General features: G+C 71.4%; 16 protein-coding genes. 11 read left to right on the top strand and 5 right to left on the bottom strand.

The genetic code is table 11. The features are described 5' to 3' along the window. Positions 1 to 3: 3 nt before the first annotated feature. A complete protein-coding gene (locus AB0K73_RS08410) occupies positions 4 to 825 on the bottom strand; it encodes a DUF72 domain-containing protein (RefSeq protein ID WP_360516718.1) in 822 nt (273 codons plus the stop codon). Between the two features lie 2 nt (positions 826 to 827). Further along, entirely contained in the window at positions 828 to 1562 is a 735-nt protein-coding gene (locus tag AB0K73_RS08405) for a VIT family protein (RefSeq protein WP_360516721.1), read from the bottom strand. A 213-nt stretch (positions 1563 to 1775) separates the two neighbouring features. On the opposite strand from AB0K73_RS08405, the gene sucC reads away from it, so the two are divergent. Both sucC and sucD read left to right on the top strand, forming a co-directional pair. Further along, positions 1776 to 2942, top strand: a complete 1167-nt coding sequence (gene sucC, locus AB0K73_RS08400) for an ADP-forming succinate--CoA ligase subunit beta (RefSeq protein WP_360516724.1) — start codon at positions 1776 to 1778, stop codon at positions 2940 to 2942. 15 nt (positions 2943 to 2957) lie between these two features. After that, on the top strand, positions 2958 to 3866 hold the full coding sequence (gene sucD / locus AB0K73_RS08395; RefSeq protein WP_360516727.1) for a succinate--CoA ligase subunit alpha: 909 nt from the start codon (positions 2958 to 2960) through the stop codon (positions 3864 to 3866). Positions 3867 to 3958: 92 nt separating this feature from the next. On the opposite strand, the gene AB0K73_RS08390 is transcribed toward sucD, so the two are convergent. After that, complete coding sequence (locus AB0K73_RS08390) at positions 3959 to 5350, bottom strand: prealbumin-like fold domain-containing protein (RefSeq protein WP_360516730.1); 1392 nt, start codon at positions 5348 to 5350, stop codon at positions 3959 to 3961. A 282-nt stretch (positions 5351 to 5632) separates the two neighbouring features. On the opposite strand from AB0K73_RS08390, the gene AB0K73_RS08385 reads away from it, so the two are divergent. From AB0K73_RS08385 to AB0K73_RS08345, 9 genes are all read left to right on the top strand, one after another. After that, complete coding sequence (locus AB0K73_RS08385) at positions 5633 to 6187, top strand: hypothetical protein (protein ID WP_360516733.1); 555 nt, start codon at positions 5633 to 5635, stop codon at positions 6185 to 6187. 46 nt (positions 6188 to 6233) lie between these two features. Continuing rightward, a complete protein-coding gene (locus tag AB0K73_RS08380; RefSeq protein ID WP_360516736.1) occupies positions 6234 to 7535 on the top strand; it encodes a hypothetical protein in 1302 nt (433 codons plus the stop codon). Between the two features lie 32 nt (positions 7536 to 7567). Further along, a complete protein-coding gene (locus AB0K73_RS08375) occupies positions 7568 to 8962 on the top strand; it encodes a DUF6350 family protein (protein WP_360516739.1) in 1395 nt (464 codons plus the stop codon). Between the two features lie 82 nt (positions 8963 to 9044). Continuing rightward, positions 9045 to 9638 (top strand): phosphoribosylglycinamide formyltransferase, encoded by a 594-nt coding sequence (gene purN / locus AB0K73_RS08370; RefSeq protein WP_360516742.1) that lies wholly within the window; start codon positions 9045 to 9047, stop codon positions 9636 to 9638. Next, on the top strand, positions 9635 to 11245 hold the full coding sequence (gene purH, locus AB0K73_RS08365) for a bifunctional phosphoribosylaminoimidazolecarboxamide formyltransferase/IMP cyclohydrolase (protein ID WP_360516745.1): 1611 nt from the start codon (positions 9635 to 9637) through the stop codon (positions 11243 to 11245). The genes purN and purH overlap by 4 nt, the downstream gene beginning before the upstream one ends. A gap of 282 nt (positions 11246 to 11527) precedes the next feature. Next, entirely contained in the window at positions 11528 to 12619 is a 1092-nt protein-coding gene (locus AB0K73_RS08360; protein ID WP_360517140.1) for a Glu/Leu/Phe/Val dehydrogenase dimerization domain-containing protein, read from the top strand. 30 nt (positions 12620 to 12649) lie between these two features. Further along, positions 12650 to 13906: a dimethylargininase gene (gene ddaH, locus AB0K73_RS08355; RefSeq protein ID WP_360516748.1), complete on the top strand. Its 1257-nt coding sequence runs from the start codon at positions 12650 to 12652 to the stop codon at positions 13904 to 13906. A gap of 402 nt (positions 13907 to 14308) precedes the next feature. Then, complete coding sequence (locus tag AB0K73_RS08350) at positions 14309 to 16132, top strand: ABC transporter ATP-binding protein (RefSeq protein ID WP_360517143.1); 1824 nt, start codon at positions 14309 to 14311, stop codon at positions 16130 to 16132. Then, complete coding sequence (locus AB0K73_RS08345; RefSeq protein WP_360516751.1) at positions 16129 to 17937, top strand: ABC transporter ATP-binding protein; 1809 nt, start codon at positions 16129 to 16131, stop codon at positions 17935 to 17937. The genes AB0K73_RS08350 and AB0K73_RS08345 overlap by 4 nt, the downstream gene beginning before the upstream one ends. 52 nt (positions 17938 to 17989) lie before the next feature. Here AB0K73_RS08345 and AB0K73_RS08340 read toward each other — a convergent pair whose 3' ends face one another. Further along, positions 17990 to 18748 (bottom strand): hypothetical protein, encoded by a 759-nt coding sequence (locus AB0K73_RS08340; protein ID WP_360516755.1) that lies wholly within the window; start codon positions 18746 to 18748, stop codon positions 17990 to 17992. A gap of 95 nt (positions 18749 to 18843) precedes the next feature. Beyond that, positions 18844 to 22416 carry a DUF3376 domain-containing protein gene (locus AB0K73_RS08335; protein WP_360516757.1) on the bottom strand — a complete coding sequence of 1191 codons (3573 nt, stop codon included), beginning with the start codon at positions 22414 to 22416 and terminating at the stop codon, positions 18844 to 18846. Between the last annotated feature and the right edge of the window lie 162 nt (positions 22417 to 22578).

The raw sequence follows: 22578 nt of genomic DNA, 5'->3' as shown, positions 1-22578 counted from the left end.
TGCTCACCGCGGCAGCCGCTCGATGAGCGCCATCGCATCGAACGGCGCGCGCACCTTGATGTCGTTGTCGAAGTAGACGAACGCGTCGCGGCCGGCCGCGAGGTGCGCTCGCACCCACTCCGCCCACCGATCGAGGCTCTCGGCGTCGTACCCCGACGTGTAGAGCTCCTCCTCGCCGTGCAGTCGCGCGTACGCGAAGTCGGCGGTGACCCAGTCGACGCGCGGATACTTGCCGGCGGTGTCGGCGGTGACGGATGCCACGCCATGCCGCTCGAGCAGCGAGCGCCAGGCATCCGTCTCGAAGCTCGGATGCCGCACCTCCACGGCGTGGCGGATCTCCCGCTCGGCGGGCGCGGAAAGGGCGTACGACGTTCGTCCCGACATCCGTCGATCGCGGTGCCGGGCGATCGCCGCTGCGGCGCCGTGGGTGCGAGGCAGCCGCGCGAGGAACGCGTCGAGGAGCACCTCGTCGAAGCCGAGGTTGGGCGGGAGCTGCCAGAGCACCGGGCCGAGCTTGCTGCCGAGGGCGAGCAGGCCCGAGGCGAAGAAGTTCGCCATGGGGGCGTCGATGTCGCCGAGCCGCTTGATGTGTGTGATGAAGCGCGGCCCCTTGACCGCGAACACGAAGTCGGATGGCGCGGCGTCGCGCCACCGCACCCAGTTCGACGGGCGCTGCAGCGAATAGAACGACCCGTTGACCTCGATCGAGGTCACGTGCCGGGCGGCGTAGTCGAGTTCGTCGGCCTGGCGGACGCCCTTCGGGTAGAAGACCCCCCGCCACGGCGGGTAGAGCCAGCCCGAGATGCCCACCCGCGCCTCGGCCATGGCTACACGGCCACTCCGAGGAGCGCGCCGATCGCCCAGGTGACGCCGAGGGCGAGCGCACCTCCGATGGTGACGCGGAGGATCGCGCGGAGCTTCGGGCTCCCGCCGATCCACGCGCTCAGCCAACCCGTGATGGCGAGGGCGACGATGACGGCGAGGAACGTGGTCGGCACGCGCCACTCGGGCGGCGGCAGCAGGATGGCGAGCATCGGCAGCACGGCGCCGACGAGGAATGCCAGCGCGGATGCCCCGGCCGCGTGCCACGGGCTCACCACGTCGAGCTCATCGATGTGGAGTTCCGCCTCGAGGTGGGCCGCGAGGGCGTCGTGCGCGGTGAGCTCCTCGGCGACACGTTCGGCGGTCTCGGGGCTGAGGCCCTTGCCGCGGTAGATCTCGGCGAGTTCCTCGAGCTCCTGCTGGGGCATGTTCGCGAGCTCCCAGCGCTCCTTCGCGATGAGGGCGCGTTCGGTGTCGCGCTGGCTCGAGACCGACACGTACTCGCCGAGTCCCATCGAGATCGCGCCGGCGGTGACGGATGCCACGCCGGCCACGAGGATCGGACCGATGTCGGTCGTGGCCGCCGCGACCCCGACCACGAGGGCGGCGACGGAGACGATGCCGTCGTTCGCGCCGAGCACCCCGGCGCGCAGCCAGTTCAGCTTGGCATGCACGGATCCGGCGTGCGGGTCGAGCTCGTGGACCGGTTCGGCATCGGTCGGGCCTGGGACGTGCGTCATTCCGGCAGTCTCGCATCCCGATCGGGGCATCGGCCAGCATGGCGAGCCTCGCCTCACCCGGTGCGTCGGCGCCTCTGGCCGGTTCGGCACCGGTGTGGCGGCAAGGTACCATGGTGCTGGTCCCGCATATCTCGATATCGAGAGAGTCATGGCCGGGCCGCACCCACCAGCCCCTGTGCGCGACCGCGCGTGCGGATCGATTGGAAGTAGAGCGTGGATCTTTACGAGTACCAGGCCAGAGACGTGTTCGAACGATACGGGGTCCCGGTGCTCCCGGGCATCGTCGCCGACACCCCAGAAGAGGTCCGCGCGGCGGCCGAGAAGCTCGGCGGCGTCGTCGTGGTCAAGGCCCAGGTGAAGACCGGCGGCCGCGGCAAGGCCGGCGGCGTCAAGGTCGCGAAGACCCCCGACGAGGCCGAGGCGGCGGCTCGCGACATCCTGGGGCTCGACATCAAGGGCCACGTCGTGAAGCGCGTCATGGTGGCCGGCGGCGCCCGCATCGCACAGGAGTTCTACTTCTCGGTGCTGCTCGACCGTGCCAACCGCTCCTACCTCTCGCTCACGAGCGTCGAGGGCGGCATGGAGATCGAGCAGCTCGCGGTCGAGAAGCCCGAGGCGCTCGCGCGCATCGAGGTCGACCCGCTCGCCGGCGTCACCGTCGAGAAGGCCCGTGAGATCGCGACGGCGGCGAACTTCCCAGCGGAGCTCGTCGACAAGGTCGCCGACGTCTTCGTGAAGCTGTACGAGGTCTACAAGGGCGAGGACGCCACGCTCGTCGAGGTGAACCCGCTGATCCTGTCGGAGGACGGCGAGGTCATCGCCCTCGACGGCAAGGTCTCGCTCGACGAGAACGCCGAGTTCCGCCACGCCGGGCACGCCCTCCTCGAGGACAAGTCCGCGGTCGACCCCCTCGAGCAGCAGGCCAAGGAACTCGACCTCAACTACGTCAAGCTCGACGGCGAGGTCGGCATCATCGGCAACGGCGCGGGCCTCGTCATGTCGACGCTCGACGTCGTCGCCTACGCCGGCGAGAACCACGGCGGCGTCAAGCCCGCGAACTTCCTCGACATCGGCGGCGGCGCCTCCGCCGAGGTCATGGCGAACGGACTCGGCATCATCCTCGGCGACCCCCAGGTCAAGAGCGTGTTCGTGAACGTCTTCGGTGGCATCACGGCCTGCGACCAGGTCGCGAAGGGCATCGTCGGCGCGCTCGCCGAACTCGGGCACGCGGCGAACAAGCCGCTCGTCGTGCGACTCGACGGCAACAACGTCGTCGAGGGCCGCCGCATCCTCGAGGAGGCGGCGCACCCGCTCGTCACCCTCGCCGACAACATGGACCAGGGCGCCGACAAGGCCGCCGAGCTGGCGAACGCCGCGTAGTAAAGGGATTCAGACATGACGATCTTCCTCAACAAGGACTCCAAGGTCATCGTCCAGGGCATCACCGGCGGCGAGGGCTCGAAGCACACGGCGCGCATGCTCGCGGCGGGCACCCAGGTGGTCGGCGGCGTCAACGCCCGCAAGGCCGGTACGACGGTGCTGCACCGCGACCACGACGGCAACCCGGTCGAGCTTCCGGTGTACGCCTCGGTCGCCGAGGCCGTCGAGCAGACGGGGGCGGATGTCTCCATCGCGTTCGTTCCGCCGGCGTACACGAAGGACGCCGTGGTCGAGGCCATCGACGCCGAGATCCCGCTCCTCGTCATCATCACCGAGGGCGTGCCCGTGCAGGACTCCGCCGAGTTCTGGGCCTACGCCAAGGAGAAGGGCGAGAAGACCCGCATCATCGGGCCGAACTGCCCCGGCATCATCAGCCCCGGTGAGTCGCTCGTCGGCATCACCCCGGCGAACATCACCGGTAAGGGCCCGATCGGCCTCGTCTCGAAGTCGGGCACGCTCACGTACCAGATGATGTACGAGCTGCGCGACCTCGGCTTCTCGACCGCCATCGGCATCGGCGGCGACCCGATCATCGGCACCACGCACATCGACGCGCTCGCCGCGTTCGAGGCCGACCCCGAGACGAAGGCGATCGTCATGATCGGCGAGATCGGCGGCGACGCCGAGGAGCGCGCGGCCGACTTCATCAAGGCGAACGTCACGAAGCCGGTCGTCGGCTACGTCGCGGGCTTCACCGCCCCCGAGGGCAAGACCATGGGTCACGCCGGTGCGATCGTCTCCGGCTCGGCCGGCACGGCGCAGGCCAAGAAGGAGGCCCTCGAGGCCGCAGGTGTCAAGGTCGGCAAGACGCCGTCCGAGACGGCGACCCTGCTTCGCGAGGTCTACGAGGCGCTCGGCAAGTAGACGCTGCGTTCACACGCAGGGGAGGGCCCCGTCGGCGATCGCCGGCGGGGCCCTCCTCGTCAGGTGTGAGCGGATGTCTCCTTCCGGTCAGCTCACGGGTCGATGATGATCACGCAGGTGTAGGTGCCAGGCAGCAGGTTGCTCTTGGTGAGCGAGCCATCGCCACCCGTGCCCGTCGTCGCCTCGAACGGCGGGTCGGCCGCGGCGTCGCAATCGATCGTGGACGCGGTGCCGCCAGGGATCTGCGAGTCCACCGACACCGTGATGTTCGTCAGCGGCATGTTGGTGAACGTCACGGCCGTCGCAGTGGCGCAGGTGCTGTCGGCCACCACCACCCCGGTCTGCGGGTTGGTGGAGGTCACGGCGTACCCGGTGGGAACGGTCTCGGCGACCCCGTAGTTGCCGGGTTCGAGGCCGGTGATGCAGATCTCGCCGTTGGCATCGGTGGAGTACTGCGTGCCTCCTGCAGGGAAGCCCGTGCCTGTGACGGTGAACACGACACCGGCGTGCGGCTGCGTGGTTGGCGTCGCTTCGGCGTGCTTCTTCGTCTTCACGATCTTCAGCACACCGCAGTTGTTCAGCCCGGTCTCGGTGGGTGCGATGAAGTCCTTCAGCGCGGCCGTGAAGGAGTCGGAAGACCGGCTCTTCAGGTACGCGCTGCCGAAGGACACACAGCCGGAACCGGCGATGGCACCGAAGTCGATGGTCGCCTCACCGAAGGTGCGCGCCGACACGTTGCCGAGCCCGTCGGAGTCCGCTGCCGGGATCGCGCTGGTGTTGATCGATCCGGTGGCGTCGCCGGCGGCGCTCAGGTCCTGACGCAGGCCCCAACATGGCAGTGCGTTGGCCGCCACGCAGTCCGCCTTGCTGACCGAAGTGCCGTCGAAGTCCGAGTCGGTCAGCCAGTACGCGATGAACAGCTTCGGATTGGTGCCACCCTGTGCGAGGTCGTACTGGATGAGCAGGTCGCCCTCGGTGCGCACCGGCGTCACGCCGTTGGCCGACGTCGTCTCGGACTGGTTGAACTCGAAGTCCATGTTCGTGGTGCCGCTCGGCTCCTGGACCCGGTGCCAGAACAGGTGCAGGAAGTCGCCGGCCGCCGCCTCTTCGAGGTAGAGGCCGAAGTTCAGCAGGTCGCTCTTGTTCGGCGGGATGCTGCCGTCGACGACCGTCGGAACCGGGGTGTCCTCCTTGGCGCCCTGGCCGAAGGAGTCGTCGCCGGAACCGCTCTCCAAGTCGGGCTGGCGGATCTCGTTGACGCTCGCCCAGTCGATGGACGGTGCGGCGTGATCGACCTTGAGGTTGGCGTTCGTGTCGATCTCGAAGTTGCTGCCGGCAAGGCTCACGAGGCCGTGGCCGGCGAATGCCGGACCACCGATCAGGGCAGTGATCGCCAGCGCGCCGACGCCAGCGGCTGCGCCAAGACGTAGGCGCCTCCGCACCGGCTTGGACGTCTCGGGCAGGGGGTTCTTCGTGTGGGGCATCGTCGCCTCCAGTGCTACCGAAGTTCACCCGACTCGAGTGGGTCGGGCGCACCCCTCCTGGGGGCGGTGCACTGGCGTTCTCGCGGGCGCGCGGGTACGCGCGGGCGACGGCGTCCTGCCGGTGGACGGGGGGATCGGGCTCCGGGTTGCATCGTCCCCTGACGGGGAGTCTCACGTTCTGCCCGAAGGGTACACCCGGGGTCTGTCGCCGTCGAGATTACGCGAGGAATACTCATGTCCCCAGTAATGGGGACAGCTCGCCACGCGTGAGAGGCTGTGGCAATGGTCGAATCGTCACCGGATGCCGCGAGGGCTGCCGGCCGGCCCCGCGGAGCGCAGCCCTCGTTCGCGAGCGAACTCGTGCGTACGACGTTCATCACCGAGGAGTCGGTGTACGGCGTCATCCTCGTGGCCGGCATGATCGTCGTGTCGGGAGGACACGGCGACACCGCCTGGCGCGTGTTCTGGACCGTGCTCATCACCGTCCTCGTGTTCTGGGCAGCTCACGTCTACGCGGGCACCGTCGCCCGGCACGGGCTCGACCACGACCGCGTCGTCGGCCTCGGCGAGGCGTTCCGGATGTCGCTGCGCCGCTCGCTCGGGTTGCTCGCGTCATCCGCCATCCCGCTCGTCATCCTGCTCCTCGGCGCCACCCGCGCCATTCCCGACGCGTACGCGATCTGGGCGGCGCTGTGGGCGGGCGTCGCGGTGCTCGCCGTGCTCGGCTGGATCGCCTTCGCGCGCCGCGGCGCCTCGTGGCCCGTGCGGCTCGCGGGGTCGCTCGGCACGGCCGGCTTCGGAATCGCGATGATCGTGCTCAAGGCCGTCGTGCACTGACAGCCGCCACTCGACGGCGCTCTGGTCGAGCCGGAGGGGAGCCGACATGGCTGGGATGTCGAGCACGGAGCTTCGAGCACGCATCGCCGAGCTCGAGGCCGAGAACGCGGCGCTGCGCGAACGGGCGGAGCGCGCCACGGAGGCCACGGAGGAACTGGCGGACGTCGCGGCGTCCGATCGCCGGAGACCGCCGCGTCGTGGGCGTGGCCGCACGGTCGCCGCCGTCGTGCTCGTGGTCGTCGGCCTGCTGCTCGCGCCCGTGGCGGTGATCAGCGCATGGGCCAGGCTCGAGCTCGTCGACACCGATCGGTTCGTGGCCACGTTCGCGCCGCTCGCCGACGACCCGGCCGTCCAGGCCTACGTCGGCGACCAGGTGACCGCGGCGATCGAGGAGCAGGTCGACATTCCAGGACTCACCGCTGACCTGTTCGACGGCCTCCGCCAGCTCGTTGCAGCCATGCAGGGCGACCCCGACGCGGCACTCGAGATCGGGGCCGAAGGAACGCTCGCGGTGCAGCTCGGTCCCATCATCGAGGCCGTGAAGGACCGGCTCGAAGAACGGGGTGTCGGATTCGCCTCGGCGATCCCCATCATCGAGCGCAGCATCGTCGTCGCCCAGAATGACGCGTTCGTCCTCGTGCGGACGGTCTCTACGCTCGCGGTCGCCGTCGGCACGTGGCTACCGTGGCTCACGCTCGCGTTGCTCGTGGCCGGCGTGCTGATCGCGAAGCGACGGACGACCGCGCTCGTGTGGACCGCCGGCGGCTTCGCCCTATCGATGCTGATCCTCGCAAGCGGGATCGGCATCGGTCGCGCCTTCTTCATCGGCACGGTGAGTCCGTCGATCGTGCCGTCCGACGCGGCCGGTGTCCTCTACGACGGCCTCGTGCAGCTGATGCTCTCGACGATCCTCGCGCTCATCGTGCTCGCACTGTTCGTGACGGTCATCGCGTGGCTCTCCGGTCCCTGGCGACCTGCCCGCGCCGTGCGCGGCTTCGCCCACAGCGGCTTCTCGAGCGTCCGGCGCGCCGTGGCGAAGCAGGGCATCACCACCGGCGGATTCGGCATCGCACTCGACCGCTGGCGAATCGCGGCCTACGTCGTGATCGCCATCGTGGCGTCGGTCGTCATCCTCTTCAACCGGCCCGTCACCGTGTCGTTCGTCGTCTGGACCGTGGTCATCGCACTGCTCGCCGTGGCGCTCGTCGAGCTCCTCCGTCGGCCCATTGACGAGGTCGAGGTGGTCCCGTCGACGTCGGACGTCGAGGCGAGTCCTTCGCTCGGCTCGGCCATGATCGCCGATGTCCCTGATCCGAGTCCGGCCGAACCCGCCTTTCGCAGCAGTTGACCGGAGCCCGCCGGGATAGTCTCGACGTCGGAATGAGACGCACGACGATCGCCCTGCTGGCCGCCCTCGAGGCCGCCGTCGCGGCGCTCGTGGGCCTCGGCGTCGCCTTCGTGCCGCTCGTGCTGCTCTGGGCCGTGCACTTCGGTCTCACGGTCGACCTCGCGGTGTTCCTGCGCGCGGCGGCCGACCTCTGGCTGGTCGGCCACGGCGTCGACCTGACCGTGCAGCTCGATGCCGCCACCGCGGCACGCATCGGCCTGCCGGGCGCCGGAGACCCGTTCCCGATCACGATCGCGCTGCTGGGATTCGCCCTCCCCTCGGTGGCCTCCGGGGTGCGGATCGGCCGGCGGTCCGCCGCGGGCGGCCATTCGTTCTCGGGTGGCATCGCAGCGGTGGTCGTCTTCGGGGTCGTCGGCGGAGCGCTGGCGTCCGCATCGGCCGTCGACGCCGCCCGCGCCGATCCGTTGCAGGGCGCGCTGCTGCCGGCCTTCGTGATGGCGCTCGGCGTCGTCATCGGCGGGGTCGGCCAGTCGCTCCGAGAGGCATCGATGACGGATGCCGCGACCGGCCTCGTGCGCCGAGCGCTCAGATCCGTCGCCCCCGGCCTCGTCACGGGAATGCGGGCGAGCGTCCGCGTCGGTGCAGGCGTAGCCTTCGGTGTGCTCGCGATCGGCGCCATGCTAATCGCGGTGCTCGTCGCCCTCGACTACGCGACCATCGCCGGGCTCTACCAGACGCTGGGTGCAGGGATCGACGGCGGGCTCGCGCTCACCGTCGCCGAGCTCGCGCTCCTGCCGAACGTCATCGTCTGGGCGGCGTCGTGGATGCTCGGCCCCGGCTTCGCGATCGGTTCGGGCTCGCTCGTCTCGACGGGAGGCACACTGCTCGGCCCCGTGCCCGGGCTCCCGCTCCTCGGTGCGTTGCCCACCGAGGTCTCGGTGCTCGGTGCCCTCTGGCTCATCGCGCCCGTGCTGCTCGGCTTCGTGGGCGCGTGGCTGGTGTCGGCTGACCCCGACGTGCAGGCCGGCACCCGCCGGGCATGGTGGCAACCACTGGCCCTCGGCCTCGGCGCGGCGGCCACCGCGGCGCTCGTGCTGGGCCTCCTGGCATGGTGGTCGGGCGGCGCCGCGGGCCCGGGTCGCCTCGCCGAGGTGGGACCGCAGCCGTGGCCGGTCGCCGGCGTCGCCGCAGTGACGGTCGGGCTCGGGGCGATCGTGGGCGGATACGCGAGGTTCCGCCGCACCGACGACGACGACGAGTGGTATCCCGACGACCCTCGCCGCCAGGAGTCGCCTGCCGAGACCGTCCCCGCGCGCGCGTCGGAGCCCGGGCGCGAGCCCGCGCGTGAGCCCGATCCCGAGCCCGAACTCGAGCCGACGCATCGCGAATTCATCTGGGGCGCCGACCGCCGACGCGATTCGGAGTAGTGGCCGCCCCGAGGCATCCGCTGGGCTTCCGCACCGCGACGCCCCGCCAAACACGCCGCAGTGCACCGGGTAGGCTCGTAAGGTGCTGCAACTCGTCGTGCTGATCTCGGGCACGGGCTCCAATCTCCGCGCCCTGCTCGAGGCCTCGGAGGACGCCGAGTTCCCGGCCCGGGTGGTCGCCATCGGCGCCGACCGTGAAGCCGACGGCCTCGCCCTCGGCGAGGAGTTCGGCATCCCCACGTTCATCGTGCCGTTCACCGCCTACCCCGACCGCGACGCATGGGGTGAGGCCCTCATCGAACAGGTCCGGCAGTGGCAGCCCGACCTCGTCATCCTCTCGGGGCTCATGCGGCTCGTGCCGGCGTCGGTCGTCGACGCGTTCTCGCCGGCCCTCATCAACACGCATCCCGCGTACCTGCCCGAATTCCCGGGCCCGCACGGGGTGCGCGACGCGCTCACCGCGGGCGTCGACCAGAGCGGCGCGAGCCTCATCGTCGTCGACAACTCGGTCGACGGCGGGCCCATCATCGCGCAGGAGCGCGTGCCGGTGCTGCCGGGCGACACCGAGCAGGCCCTGCACGATCGCATCAAGCCCGTCGAGCGTCGCCTGCTCATCCAGGCCGTGCTCGACATCGCGAACTCCCACCTCGATCTCAAGGAGCTGAGCCGATCATGAGCGGCCCGACGCACGACCCGAGCCTCTACCGCGAACGCGATCTCGTGCCGGTGCGCCGTGCGCTCCTCTCGGTGAGCGACAAGCGGCGCATCACCGAGCTCGCGGCGGCACTCGCCGAGGCGGGCGCCGAGATCGTCTCCACCGGATCGACCGCGCAGACCATCCGCGACGCAGGCTTCCCGGTGACGGATGTCGCGAGCGTCACGGGTGCCCGCGAGATGCTCGACGGCCGCGTGAAGACGCTGCACCCGTCGGTGCACGCCGGGCTCCTCGCCGACCTGCGGCTCGAGCACCACGAACGCGAGCTCGACGACCTCGACATCGAGCCCTTCGAGCTCGTGGTCGTCAACCTCTACCCCTTCGCGGCGACCGTGGCGGCCGGGGCATCCGAGTTCGACGCCGTCGAGCAGATCGACATCGGCGGTCCCGCCATGGTGCGGGCCTCCGCGAAGAACCACGCGAACGTCGCCATCGTGGTGTCGCCCGACCGTTACGACGACATCATCGGCGCCATCGCCGCGGGCGGCACGACGCTCGCCCAGCGCAAGGCGCTCGCCCGCGAGGCGTTCCGGCACACGGCCGCCTACGACGTCGCGGTGGCCTCGTGGCTCGGCAGCGTCGTCGCGCCCGACCAGGCGGCCGAGCAGTCGCCGTTCCCGGCGTGGGTCGGCGGCACGTGGACGAAGCAGGCCGACCTCCGCTACGGCGAGAACTCGCACCAGCAGGCGGCGCTCTTCGCATCGCACGGCGGCCGTCCCGGCATCGCGCAGGCCGTGCAGCTGCACGGCAAGGAGATGTCGTACAACAACTACGTCGACGCGGATGCCGCGGTGCGGGCGGCCTTCGACTTCGACGAGCCCGCCGTGGCGATCATCAAGCACGCGAACCCGTGCGGCATCGCGGTCGCGTCGGCCGGGGCATCCGACGCCATCGCCGACGCGCACCGACGCGCGCACGAGTGCGATCCGGTGTCGGCGTTCGGCGGGGTCATCGCCGCGAACCGCCCGGTGACCCGTGCCATGGCCGAGACGGTCGCCGAGATCTTCACCGAGGTGCTCGTGGCGCCGGCGTTCGACCCCGAGGCGGTCGAGCTCCTGACGGCGAAGAAGAACATCCGCCTGCTCACGCTCCCCGAGGGCTTCGCGCCCACCCAGGTGGAGCTGCGGCAGGTCTCGGGCGGGCTGCTCATGCAGCAGGCCGACCGGCGGTTCGCAGCCGCCGCCGAGTGGACGCTCGCGACTGGCGAGCCCGCCGACGCGGCGACCCTCGCCGACCTCGAGTTCGCCTGGCGTGCGGTGCGAGCGGTGAAGTCGAACGCGATCCTCCTCGCCTCGGGTGGCGCGTCGGTGGGCGTCGGCATGGGGCAGGTCAACCGCGTCGACTCGTGCAGGCTCGCGGTCGACCGGGCGGGGGAGCGGGCCTCGGGATCGGTTGCGGCATCCGACGCCTTCTTCCCCTTCGCCGACGGGCTGCAGATCCTCATCGACGGCGGCGTGCGCGCGGTCGTGCAGCCCGGTGGATCGGTGCGCGACGAGGAGGTCGTCGAGGCGGCCCGCGCCGCCGGCATCACGATGTACTTCACCGGCGAACGGCACTTCTTCCACTGACCAGGGCCTGACCGGCGATCCTCCCGGGGCGCCGGGGTTCGGCGCATCGCTCGCGTCCGATTCCGCGGATATACGATCAGCCGCGCCGCGCACGACCGCAGCTCCCCGGCGCGCCGGATCGTATATCCGCCGGAAGGTGCACGAGTGGACGATGCGCGATGGTGCGCACCGGAAGGGGGGCGTGACGCCCCGCGTACGGCGGTACCCTTGTGATGAGCGGCGCTCAGAAGGCGCCCACACGGCTCCGCCCACGAAGCGGATGAACAAGGAGACCGATCGATGATGATCACCACAACCCCGGCGACCCCTGCAGCCGAGGTCAGCGCAGCACTCCCCCTCGAAGACCCCGAGCACGAACGCGTACTCATCACCCATGGCCCGAGGTCCGGCCTCACCATCATCGTCGCCGTGCACTCCACGAGGCTCGGGCAGGCCCTCGGCGGCGCACGCCTGTGGCGATACGGCCACTGGACCGACGCCCTCGCCGACGCCCTCCGCCTCTCGCAGGCGATGACCATGAAGAACGCCGCAGCCGGCCTCGCGCGCGGCGGCGGCAAGTCCGTGATCGCGATCCCGCGGGGCGTGAGCCTCGACGAGCGTTCGACCCGCGACGCGATGCTCGACCTCGGCGACGCCGTCGAGTCCCTCGGCGGCGCCTACATGACGGCCGAGGACGTCGGCACGAGCGCCGAGCTCATGGCCATCGTGCACGAACGCACCGAGCACGTGAGTGGCCTCCCCGCCGCAGAAGGCGGCGTCGGTGAGCCGGCGGATGCCACGGCCGCCGGCGTCGACTCCTCCATCCGTGCCACCCTCGCTCACGTGTTCGGCTCCGCCGACCCCGCAGGGCGTCACTTCGTGATCGTCGGCCTCGGACAGGTCGGCGGACGCCTCGCCAGGGCGCTCGCCCGCGCGGGCGCCAGGCTCACCGTCACGGACGTCGCCGGCGCCAAGCGCACGCTGGCCGACGAACTCGGCGCGACGTGGGTCGAGCCCGACGAGGCGCACCTCGTCGAGGCCGACGTGTTCGTGCCGTGCGGGCTCGGAGGCGTGCTCACGCACGACGTCGTCGACGCGCTCCGCGTCCGCGCGGTCGTCGGCGCCGCCAACAACCAGCTCGCGTCACGCGACGTGGCCGGCCACCTCACCGAGCGCGGCATCATCTGGGCACCCGACTTCGTGGTGAACGCCGGCGGGGTCATCTACCTCGACGCGGCGAGCGCGCCCGGCGCCGACCAGACCGCCCTCGACGCACGCATCGCGGGCATCGGCGACACCGTGGCATCCGTCCTGCGTTCCGCCGATGAGCACGGCACCACGACCCTCGCGGCCGCCGAACGACTCGCCCGCGAGCGCCTCGACGCTGCGCGCTGAGGGGTCCGCACCGGCCGCTAGGCTCGTGCCATGACGTCGCCCGCCGCCGCGCCCCCGCCCGCTCCGGCCCGGTTCACGCCGGCCCCGACGACCGGGCGGCGGGCGCTGGCGGTGGTGGCGTCCGCGGCATCCGTCGCCGTCACCGCGATGCTCGTGGCGCTGTTCGCGTTCTTCATCGGCAACGGCCAGTCGCCGCAGGTCTTCGGCCAGCTGTTCGGGCATTTCGCACTCGCCGCGCTCATCGTGTGGGTGCTGCTGTCGGTCGCCAACGCGGTCGGTGCCACGCGGGTCTGGTTCCTCGCGCTCATCAGCGGCTTCGCGGCCGGCGCCCTTGCTTCCCTCCTCGCCACGACCGTGACCGCGAACGCCGCGGGCAACCCGTTCTCGGGTGCGATCTTCCTCTTCGTGGTCGGCTCCCTGGTGAGCCTGAATCTCGTGTTCATCCTCACGGTGATCGCCGCGGAGGTCTTCCTCGCCCCCCGGGTGCTGCGCGGCATCCGGGGCTACGCTCCGCGACGAGCGCCGCGGCGCATCGCGTTCGTGCGTATCCCCGCCTCCAACCTCGAGGAGGGTGAGCTCACGCACCTCGAGCGAACGCCCGTCGACAAGGCGCGCGCCGACGAGCAGTGGGACAACTACTGCGCGGCACTCGTCGCCGAGGGCTGGGAGACCATCGAGGTCGACGCCGCACCTGAGCTGGCCGACTCGGTGTTCGTCGAGGATGCGGTCGTGTTCTTCGGCGACCTCGCCGTCATCACGAGCCCCGGCGCCGAGTCGCGCCGGCCCGAGATCGAATCGATCGAGCGCACGGTTCGTTCGGTGCCCGGCATCACGCTGCGCCGCATCGAGCTGCCCGGCACGCTCGACGGCGGCGACGTGCTCAAGGTCGGCTCGACCGTCTACGTCGGCGCCTCGAGCCGCACCAATGCCGAGGGGATCCGCCAGCTCCGGATGCTGCTCACCCCGCACGGCTACACCGTGGTCGCCGTGCCCGTGACGAAGGCGCTGCACCTGAAGAGCGCCGTCACGGCGCTGCCCGACGGCACCATCATCGGCGACCCCGAGCTCGTCGACGTGCCGAGCCTGTTCCCCACGTTCCTACCGGTGCCCGAGCGTGAGGGCGTCGCGGTGCTCGAGCTCTCGTCCGAGTCCCTGCTCATGTCGGCCGCCGCCCCCGAGACGGCGTCCATGCTCTCGGGACTCGGCTACCGCGTGGTCACGGTCGACATCGACGAGTTCGAGAAGCTCGAGGGCGGCGTCACCTGTCTGTCGGTGCGGGTGCGCTGACCGAATTCGGCCCCTCGGTGCGAATCCTCTTGCACACCACTGCCGGATACCCCTAGTCTGGGGGGCTGGCCGCCGCGATCCGGGGCCATGAGGTACGCAGACGATCCCCAGGAGGACACCATGCAGACAGACAGCTACGCCAGCCAGGTCCCGGCCCGCGGCGCTGCTCGTCCGGCGTCCCCCGTCGCGGCGCACGCCGGGTAGCTCCCGCCCCGCCCTGGCAGGCACTGCCTGCCCATTCCGCGGTCGATCCGCGTCCAGGCGCCGTCCCATTCGCGCCCCCCACCTCATCTCGCCGATTCCACGTCGTTCGACGACGGCTCGGCGCCCCCTCCTCGAAAGGGAACCGGCTTGTCCGCCACCCCGCCCCAGAGCGACCCCGTCCACGTGCGCCCGAACACCATGCGCGCGCTCTTCCGGCTGCGCGCATATGCAGGCCCGGCGCTGCCGTTCATCATCGCGGGCATGGCCGCGGCGCTCATCGCCCAGCTCATCGCCCTCGCGATCCCGCAGGTGCTGCAGTCCATCGTCGACGGTCCGCTCGCCGACCGCGACGCCGACGCCATCTGGCCGCTCGCCGCGCTCGTGTTCGCCCTCGGTGCGCTCGAGGCCGGCATGATCGCGCTCCGACGCTGGTTCGTGCTCACCCCCGGCACGCGCGTCGAGGCACGCATGCGCAACGCGCTGTACGCGAAGCTGCAAGACCTGCCCGTGAGCTTCCACGACCGCTGGCCGAGCGGGCAGCTGCTCTCACGCGCCGTGAGCGACCTCGGCCTCATCCGCCGCTGGCTGTCGTTCGGCCTCGTGCTCCTCGTCGTGAACCTGATCGTCATCGTCGTGGGCCTCGGCATCCTCCTGTCGATGAACTGGATGCTCGGTCTCGTGTTCCTCGTGTGCTCCATCCCCCTGTGGATCGTCGGGTACCGCTTCGAAGGCCGCTACTCCGAGGTGTCCCGCCGCAGCCAGGATCAGGCGGGCGACCTCGCGACCGCCGTCGAGGAATCGGTACACGGCATCCGGGTGCTGAAGGCGTTCGGCCGCGGCAAGCACGCGCTGTCGAGCTTCCGCGCGCAGGCCGAATCGCTGCGAAGCACCGAGATCGAGAAGGCCCGGCTCGACGCGAGCATCTGGGCGTGGCTGCTGGCGGTGCCCACCGTCGCCCTCGCCGCGTGCCTCGTGCTCGGTGTCTGGCTTGCCGCGCAGGGCGCCCTCACCGTCGGCCAGCTCGTCGCCTTCTTCGCCACGGCGACCGTGCTCGCGTGGCCGATCGAATCGATCGGGTTCCTCCTCGCCTTCTCGGTGGACGCGCGTACCGCGACCGACCGGTTCTTCGACATCCTCGACAGCGAGAACCAGATCACGGATCCCGAGCGGTCGGTCTCGCTCGAGCGCCCGCGCGGCGAACTCGTCTTCACCGGCGTGCGATTCCGCTACCAGGACTCGCCCGACCGGTTCGGCGACCTCCTCGACGGCGTCGACCTCGCGCTCGAGCCGGGGGAGACGATGGCGCTCGTCGGCCTCACCGGCAGCGGCAAGACCACGCTGACGGCGTTGACGACCCGGCTCTACGACGTGACCGGCGGATCGATCACGCTCGACGGCGTCGACATCCGAGCGCTCACCCGCGAGGAGCTTCGCCGGCACATCGCCATGGCGTTCGAGGACGCGACCCTGTTCAGCGCGTCGGTGCGCGACAACGTGCTGCTCGGCCGCCCCGAGCTCGCCGGCGACGACCCGGCCGCGCGGGCCGAGGCCGACCGCGTGCTCGAGGAGGCGCTGCGCATCGCGCAGGCGGACTTCGTCCACGAGCTCCCCGACGGCGTCGACACCACCGTCGGCGAGGAGGGCATGAGCCTCTCGGGCGGGCAGCGGCAGCGCCTCGCGCTCGCACGTGCGGTCGCGGCATCCCCGTCGGTGCTCGTGCTCGACGACCCCCTGTCGGCGCTCGATGTCGCCACCGAGGCCCGCGTCGAGGCGGAGCTGCGCGCCGTGCTCGCGTCGACGACCGCGCTCATCGTGGCGCACCGGCCCTCGACGGTGATGCTCGCCGACCGGGTGGCGTTGCTCGAGGACGGTCGCATCACGGCCGTGGGCACGCACTCGGAGCTGCTGCGCGAATCCGAGCACTACCGCTTCGTCATCTCGAGCCTCGAGGACGAGGAGCGACGAGAGCAGGCCGAGGCATCCGACATCGAAGAGATCGCACGAGAGGAGGCGACCCGATGAGCACCGTCACGGGCGTCGAGGGCGAGGAACGCCACGACTTCACGAAGGCCGAGTCCCGGCACATCCGGCAGCGCTCGCTGCGGCTGCTCGGGTCGCTGCTGCGCCCGGTGCGGGCACGGCTGTGGCTCACGATGGCGATCGTCGTCGTGTCCACGGGAGCGCAGGTCGCGGGCCCGGCGCTCATCGCGTACGGCATCGACCGCGGGCTGCCCGCGCTCGTCGACGGCGACTGGATGCCGGTCGGCTTCGCGGGCCTCGCGTACGTACTGACCGGTGCCGCGGGCGCGTTCCTCATCGCGTGGTACATCCGCCTCTCCGCGAGGATCAGCCAGGCCGTTCTCCTCGACCTGCGCACCCGGGTGTTCCTGCACACGCAGAAGCTCTCGCTCGAGTTCCATGAGTCGTACACGTCGGGCCGCATCATCTCGCGTCAGACGAGCGATCTCGACGCGATCCGGGAGCTGCTCGACGAGGGCATCAACCAGCTCGTGCGCGGCGTGCTCTACATGACGTTCACCGCGATCGCGCTCGCGCTGCTCGACTGGGCGTCGGCGCTCGTGCTGGTGGTGGCGTTCGTACCGCTCGCGGTGCTCACGCGCTGGTTCCAGACCCGGTCGCAGCGGCTGTTCCGGCGCTCGCGCGTGGCATCCGCGAAGCTCATCGTGCACTTCGTGGAGACCATGACGGGCATCCGCGCGGTGCAGGCGTTCCGCACGCAGCAGCGCAACCAGCGCGAGTTCGGCCGCCTCGTCGAGGACTACCGCGACGTCAACGCGAAGGTCATCCAGCTGTTCGGCATCTACGACCCCGGGCTGCTGCTCATCGGCAACGCCTGCGTCGCCGCCGTGCTCGTGGTGGGCGGCTTCCGGGTCATCGACGGCCAGCTCGCCATCGGCGTGCTCCTCGCGGCGCTCCTCTACGCGAAGCGGTTCTTCGACCCGATGGAGGACATGGCGATGTTCTACAACGGGTACCAGTCCGCGGCATCCGCCCTGGAGAAGATCTCGGGGGTGCTCGAGGAGCAGCCGAGCGTGCCCGATCCCATCCAGCCGGTCGACCTCTGGAACGCCGACGGGCACGTGCGGTTCGAGCGGGTGGAGTTCGCGTACACGCCCGAGCGGGTCATCCTGCCTCGCTTCGACCTCGACATCCCGTCGGGGCAGACCGTCGCCCTCGTGGGATCGACCGGGGCCGGCAAGTCGACGCTCGCGAAGCTCATCGCGCGGTTCTACGATCCGAGCGATGGCGCGGTCGAGCTCGATGGCGTCGACCTGCGCCGCCTGCACCCGAAGGACCTGCGGCGAGCGATCGTGATGGTCACCCAGGAGGCGTACCTCTTCTCGGGGTCCGTCGCCGACAACATCGCGCTCGGCAAGCCCGACGCGACGTTCGAGGAGATCGTCGGGGCCGCGAGGGCCGTGGGTGCGCACGAGTTCATCGAGAGCCTGCCGAACGGCTACGACACCGACGTGAACAAGCGCGGCGGGCGGGTGAGCGCCGGCCAGCGGCAGCTCATCTCGTTCGCGCGCGCCTTCCTCGCGAACCCGGCCGTGCTCATCCTCGACGAGGCCACGAGCTCGCTCGACATCCCCTCGGAGCGCGCCGTGCAGGAGGGGCTGCAGACGCTGCTCGCCGACCGCACCGCGGTCATCATCGCGCACCGCCTGTCGACGGTCGCGATCGCCGATCGGGTGCTCGTCATGGAGCACGGCCGCATCGTCGAGGACGGCGCGCCCGCCGAGCTCATCGGCGGCTCCGGCCGGTTCGCGGCGTTGCACGCGGCATGGCGGGACTCGCTCGTGTGACGTCGGCTGCGGCATCCGTCGGTCGGCGGATGCCGCAGCCGGTCACGCCGGCTCAGGCGGCGTAGCCGGCCTCGACGATGATGCGGTACCGCGACGGCGCGTGCGCGAGTGCCGAGCGGATGCCGCGAGCCTGCACGGCCTGCTCCGTGACCAGCCGCTCGGATACGGCCGGCAGCCCACCGCCGAGGTCGAGCGTGTCGAAGCGGATGTCGCGGGTGCGTTCGAGCCGCCGCATCAGTGCAAGCGTGCGACGGATGTCACGCGCCGACGCCGGCGCCGCGTTCGAGCTCGCCCCGCCGCCCGTGTGGATCCTGAACCCCGCGACCCTGAGTCCGACCCGCGCGCATCGCTCCACGAGGGCCCTGGCGTCACGGAGCGCCACGCCCGACGGCCGGCTCGACGTCGACCCACGCCCGCGGGCTGCGAGCAGCACGAGCACCGCGGCATCCGGCAGCTCCTGGAACTTCGCGATCTCGTCGACGCTGTCGATGACGAACGTGCGGATGCCGCGGAGGTATGACCCGGTGATGTCGGCGACCGTGCGCACCGGTCGAGTGTGCAGGCAACGGCCGATGGCCACCCCGTGTCGTTCGAGCGTGTCGATCTCACCCCGGGAGGCGACGGCGAAGCTCGCCCCGAACGCGTCGACGGCGCGGATGGCGCCCGCGTTCGGAAGCGAGGGCAGCGCGACGTGGATCTGTGCGTCGGGCAGTTCGCGGCGAAGGGCGAGGAGTCCGGTGGTCACGCGGTCGACGTCGGGCACGAGGCCCTGGATCGGGCCCGTGGTGATCGGAGTGCCTCTCGAACGCATGCCGCCATCCTCGCGGCCGCGGCCCCGTGTCGGATCGGGGCCGGCACCGGATCCCGCTGCGTGGCGGCACTGAGGCCCGCGGCGACGTCACGTCGTCAGGCGTCGGTGTCAACCTCCTTCGAGGCCGCGAAGTCGGCATGGACGAGCGGCGCCCGCTCCACGCGGTCCTCGACGTCGGGCGTCGCCTTCGCGAGTCCGGGCAGCCACCACAGCGCGTTGGCCCACGCGAGGATGAACACCGCGGCGCGCAGGTTCTCTGCGAGCAGCGGCACGAGGCCCGCGGTCAGCACCCAGGCGAGGGCGTGGCCCGCGAGTCCGGCAGCCACCGAGAGCAGCGTGACGGTGATCCAGTTCACACCACGCGTGAGGGCGATGGCCCGCCGGGTGCGGCCGAGCCTCAGCCAGTCCACCGTGAGCACGATGGTGACGGCCGCGGCGCCGCCCGCGAGGATCCACGGGTTCCACGAGGGTGGCGGCGCGAGCCAGCCGCCGGGCGCAGCGAAGATGAGCTGCACGAGCGGCAGCAGGCCGCCGAAGAGGCCGAACACGGCGACCATGAGCGCGTTGCGCAGGTCGCGGCCCGGGATCCGCGTCCGCTGCGCCGACGAGGCGACGCGCAGCGTGATCGCCGTGAGCACCCCGGTGACCCCGAGGCAGAGCAGCGCGAGCAGCACGTTGCCCTGCAGCAGCGACACGACGAGGGGCACGAGGCTCGCCAGCGTGAGGATCGTGAGCCGAAGCGTGGGCTGCCACGCGCGCTCGGCGGCGGTGCGGGCGAACCCGTCGAGCGGCTCGTCGAGCGCCTCGGCGACCCTGGCCCAACGTCGGCGGGTGGTGAGCACGCCGACGACGATCATCGCGGCCAGGCTCAGCGTGATGATGGCGACGGCCGTGGCCCAGCCGGCGCTGGGCGGCCTGATCGGCGACCACGTGAGCAGCCAGGCGACAGCCGCCACGATGCCCGCGGCAAGTGCGAGGCGTGGCGGATCGGCGACCGTCGGCAGGGCCACCATCACGGGCCGGAGAAGCGCCAGCACGGCGCCCGCGAGGGCGGCGAAGCCGCGGTTCACCGGTTGCACGACCACCCGGTCGAGGAGGCGCACCGTGCGCGAGGCGATGGCGAACCGGTAGGAGGGGGCGAGGTTCGCGATCGTGTCGGTGCCGGCGCGCAGGCGCACCCGCCGTGCCGCGCGGCGTGCCGAGGGGTCGGCCGCGGCCGGGGCCGGCTCCAGCGGCGAGAGTCCGCGGTCGGCGACGTGGGGCTCATCGGCCTCCTCGAGCACGGCATCCTGGAGCATGCGGATCGCCGTTGCGGTGCGGACGGCCGTCGGTGCGAGCGAGGTGAAGAACCGCGCGATCCCGGCCGTCGCATCCAGGCGCCCCCACCACCAGTCGTTCACGCGCCAGTCTCGAGCGAGGAACCCGAGGAAGTTGCCGAATCCGTAGCCCGCGAGCTTCGACTGCCGGTCGAGCACCACGCGGTCGGATGCCGCATTGACGGTGGCCGCGATGTCGTCGGGCGTGGCCTGTGGCCGCCGCATCGCGCGCCCGAGGAGCGTGTACCAGCGGTCGGCGGCGAGGGTGCGGAAGCTCGCCGGGTCGTCGGGCTCCTCGTCGACCCCGATCGCCCAGTAGCGAACGTGCGACAGCGCGGCGGGGATTCCGCTCGCGTGGTACAGCGGGGCCAGGTCGGTCGCCGAGAGGGATCCGGGGGCGCCCCCGAGCGGTCGCCAGCCCGAGGTCGTCCACGCGGCCGGGAGCGTGCGGCGCGACGTTCGTGCATCGCGCTCGGCGCTCGAGCTCGAGATGCGCAGGCGCGCCACCGCCATGTCGAGGTCGCGCCAGTGCGACGACGTACGGATGCGGGCGGATGCCCGGAGCCACTCGTCGATCCAGGCGTCGAAGTGCTCCGCGGTGGGGGCGATGCCGCTGCTGGCCAACCGGTCCGCATCGGCAAGCACGGTGACCGTGAGCTCGTCGCGCCACCGTAACGCGGCCGCGAGCGCCTCGTACGCGGTGCGCCGCACCTCGGGGAAGGCCATCCCGCGCCGCGACCCCTCGTCTTCAGGGAGGGACTCGAGGGCGCGGGTCCAGCCGAGCACGCAGTTGGCCGCGTCGGCGAGCGCGAGCGGCGAGCGGGCGACGGCTGCGGCATCCGTCGTCGACAACTCCCCGAACCGGCGCGTGGCAGCCGAAGCGAGACCGGAGAGCGCGATGCGCTCGATGGGACGATACCGACGCCGGGTCGGCAGGTTGGAGTGCAGCTGCCAGAGGCTGGGTGCGGAGAGGGTCTCGGCGAGGTGGTCGGCGAGCACCGTGCCGAGCGCGCGCACGTAGGCGTCCTGCCGCTCGACGACGGCTGGATGCGTCCACTGCGCGGACGCGATGAGGGGTGCCGCACTCTCGAAGCGGGCCGCCGCGACGAGCCGGTCGGCGTTGAACCGCTCGAGGTCGGCGACCTCGCGGGCCACCGACTCCCGCCGCAGTTGCCGGGTGAACATCGCCCCGATGGCGCGGAAGAAGCGGGACGCGTGCTCGTCCCAGGGTACCGCGCCGCCGACGGGTGGATCGGGCTCGGGGTCGAGGAACAGCATGACCCGGTCGGCCTTGCGATCTGACGTACGCGAGCGCGCCGCCCGCAGCGCCCGGTCGATCGGGACGTTGTCGAAGACCGCGCCGTCGACGATGCGGTAGGGCGTGCCCGGCTCCTCGCGGTGGGCCGCGAACGCGAACCGCATGCCCCGCTCCTCGGCGACCTCGGGCCGGCCGGCCTCGCCGCCGAACGAGTCGACGTGGGCCGGCTCGAATCCCCCGGGAAGCGACGAGGTCGACCGCGCCGCGAGCGCGAGGCGGGAGAGGTTCGCCAAGTCGTCGAGGCGGTCTGCGTCGTCGAGGTCGTCGGCGCGCGTCGGGATGCGGTTGTCGAAGCGGTGATCGTCGCTGCCCACGAACCGGAAGTGGCCGCGACCCTCGTTGGCCTCCTCCTCGAACTCGTCGCTCGCGTCGATGACCGTGGCCGAGAGGTCGACGCTCGTGTACTCGGCGACGAGATCGGGGTGGCGGTCATCGGTGTCGTAGATCTCCTGGAGCGCCTCGTACGTGCGGGCGCGGAAGTAGTCCTCGCCCTGCATGAGCGCGAGGATGCGACGAGCGCCGGGCGGGTGCAGGAGGCCCCAGAATCCGCCGACCCGGCTCCACGTGCGGAGGAGCCGGTCGAGCCCGGTTCCGGCGCGCTGGGCCACCGCGTAGACCACGGCGTTCAGTCCGCCGGCGCTCGCGCCCGCGAGGAGGTCGAACTCGACGCGGTCGTACCCGGTGGCATCGAGCATCTCGGCGTAGGCCTGCAGGCGCGTGATCACCGCGGGGGTGAGCGGCGACGTGGCCGTCTCGGGCACGAAGGCGAGCGTCTCGCCGCCGTGGTCGTAGAGGCGGATGCGGCGGAGGAGATCGAGTTCTGCGACGGCACCCCCGATCCAGACCGCGAGGCTCACGCCGCCGCGCATCGCGAGGGCGACGCGGAGGGTGCGGTTGAAGGAGGGCGCCGCGCCGCGATGGCGCGCCGCGACCTCCTCGATCCGCTCGTCGGGACGAACCACGACGACGCGTACGGGACGCGGTGACGTGGTCAGGCGTGGCGGTGCGGTCTCGGGCGCGTCGCGTTGGACCATGGTGCTCCTGGCTCAAGGTCGGCGCGGGGCGCGCCTCGGATGCCGCGCGGCGAGGGGAGGGGCGCGGTACCCCAAGCGTGGCACGATCGGGGCGTTCCGTGTGCGCGGTTGTCCCCAGAACTGGGTCGAACGCGCTCGACTGGGCACGCGATACAGTCGGCA

It is taken from the genome of Agromyces sp. NPDC052230 (assembly GCF_040679595.1).
Lineage (GTDB): Bacteria > Actinomycetota > Actinomycetes > Actinomycetales > Microbacteriaceae > Agromyces.
This window is presented reverse-complemented; position numbering and strand designations above follow the sequence as displayed.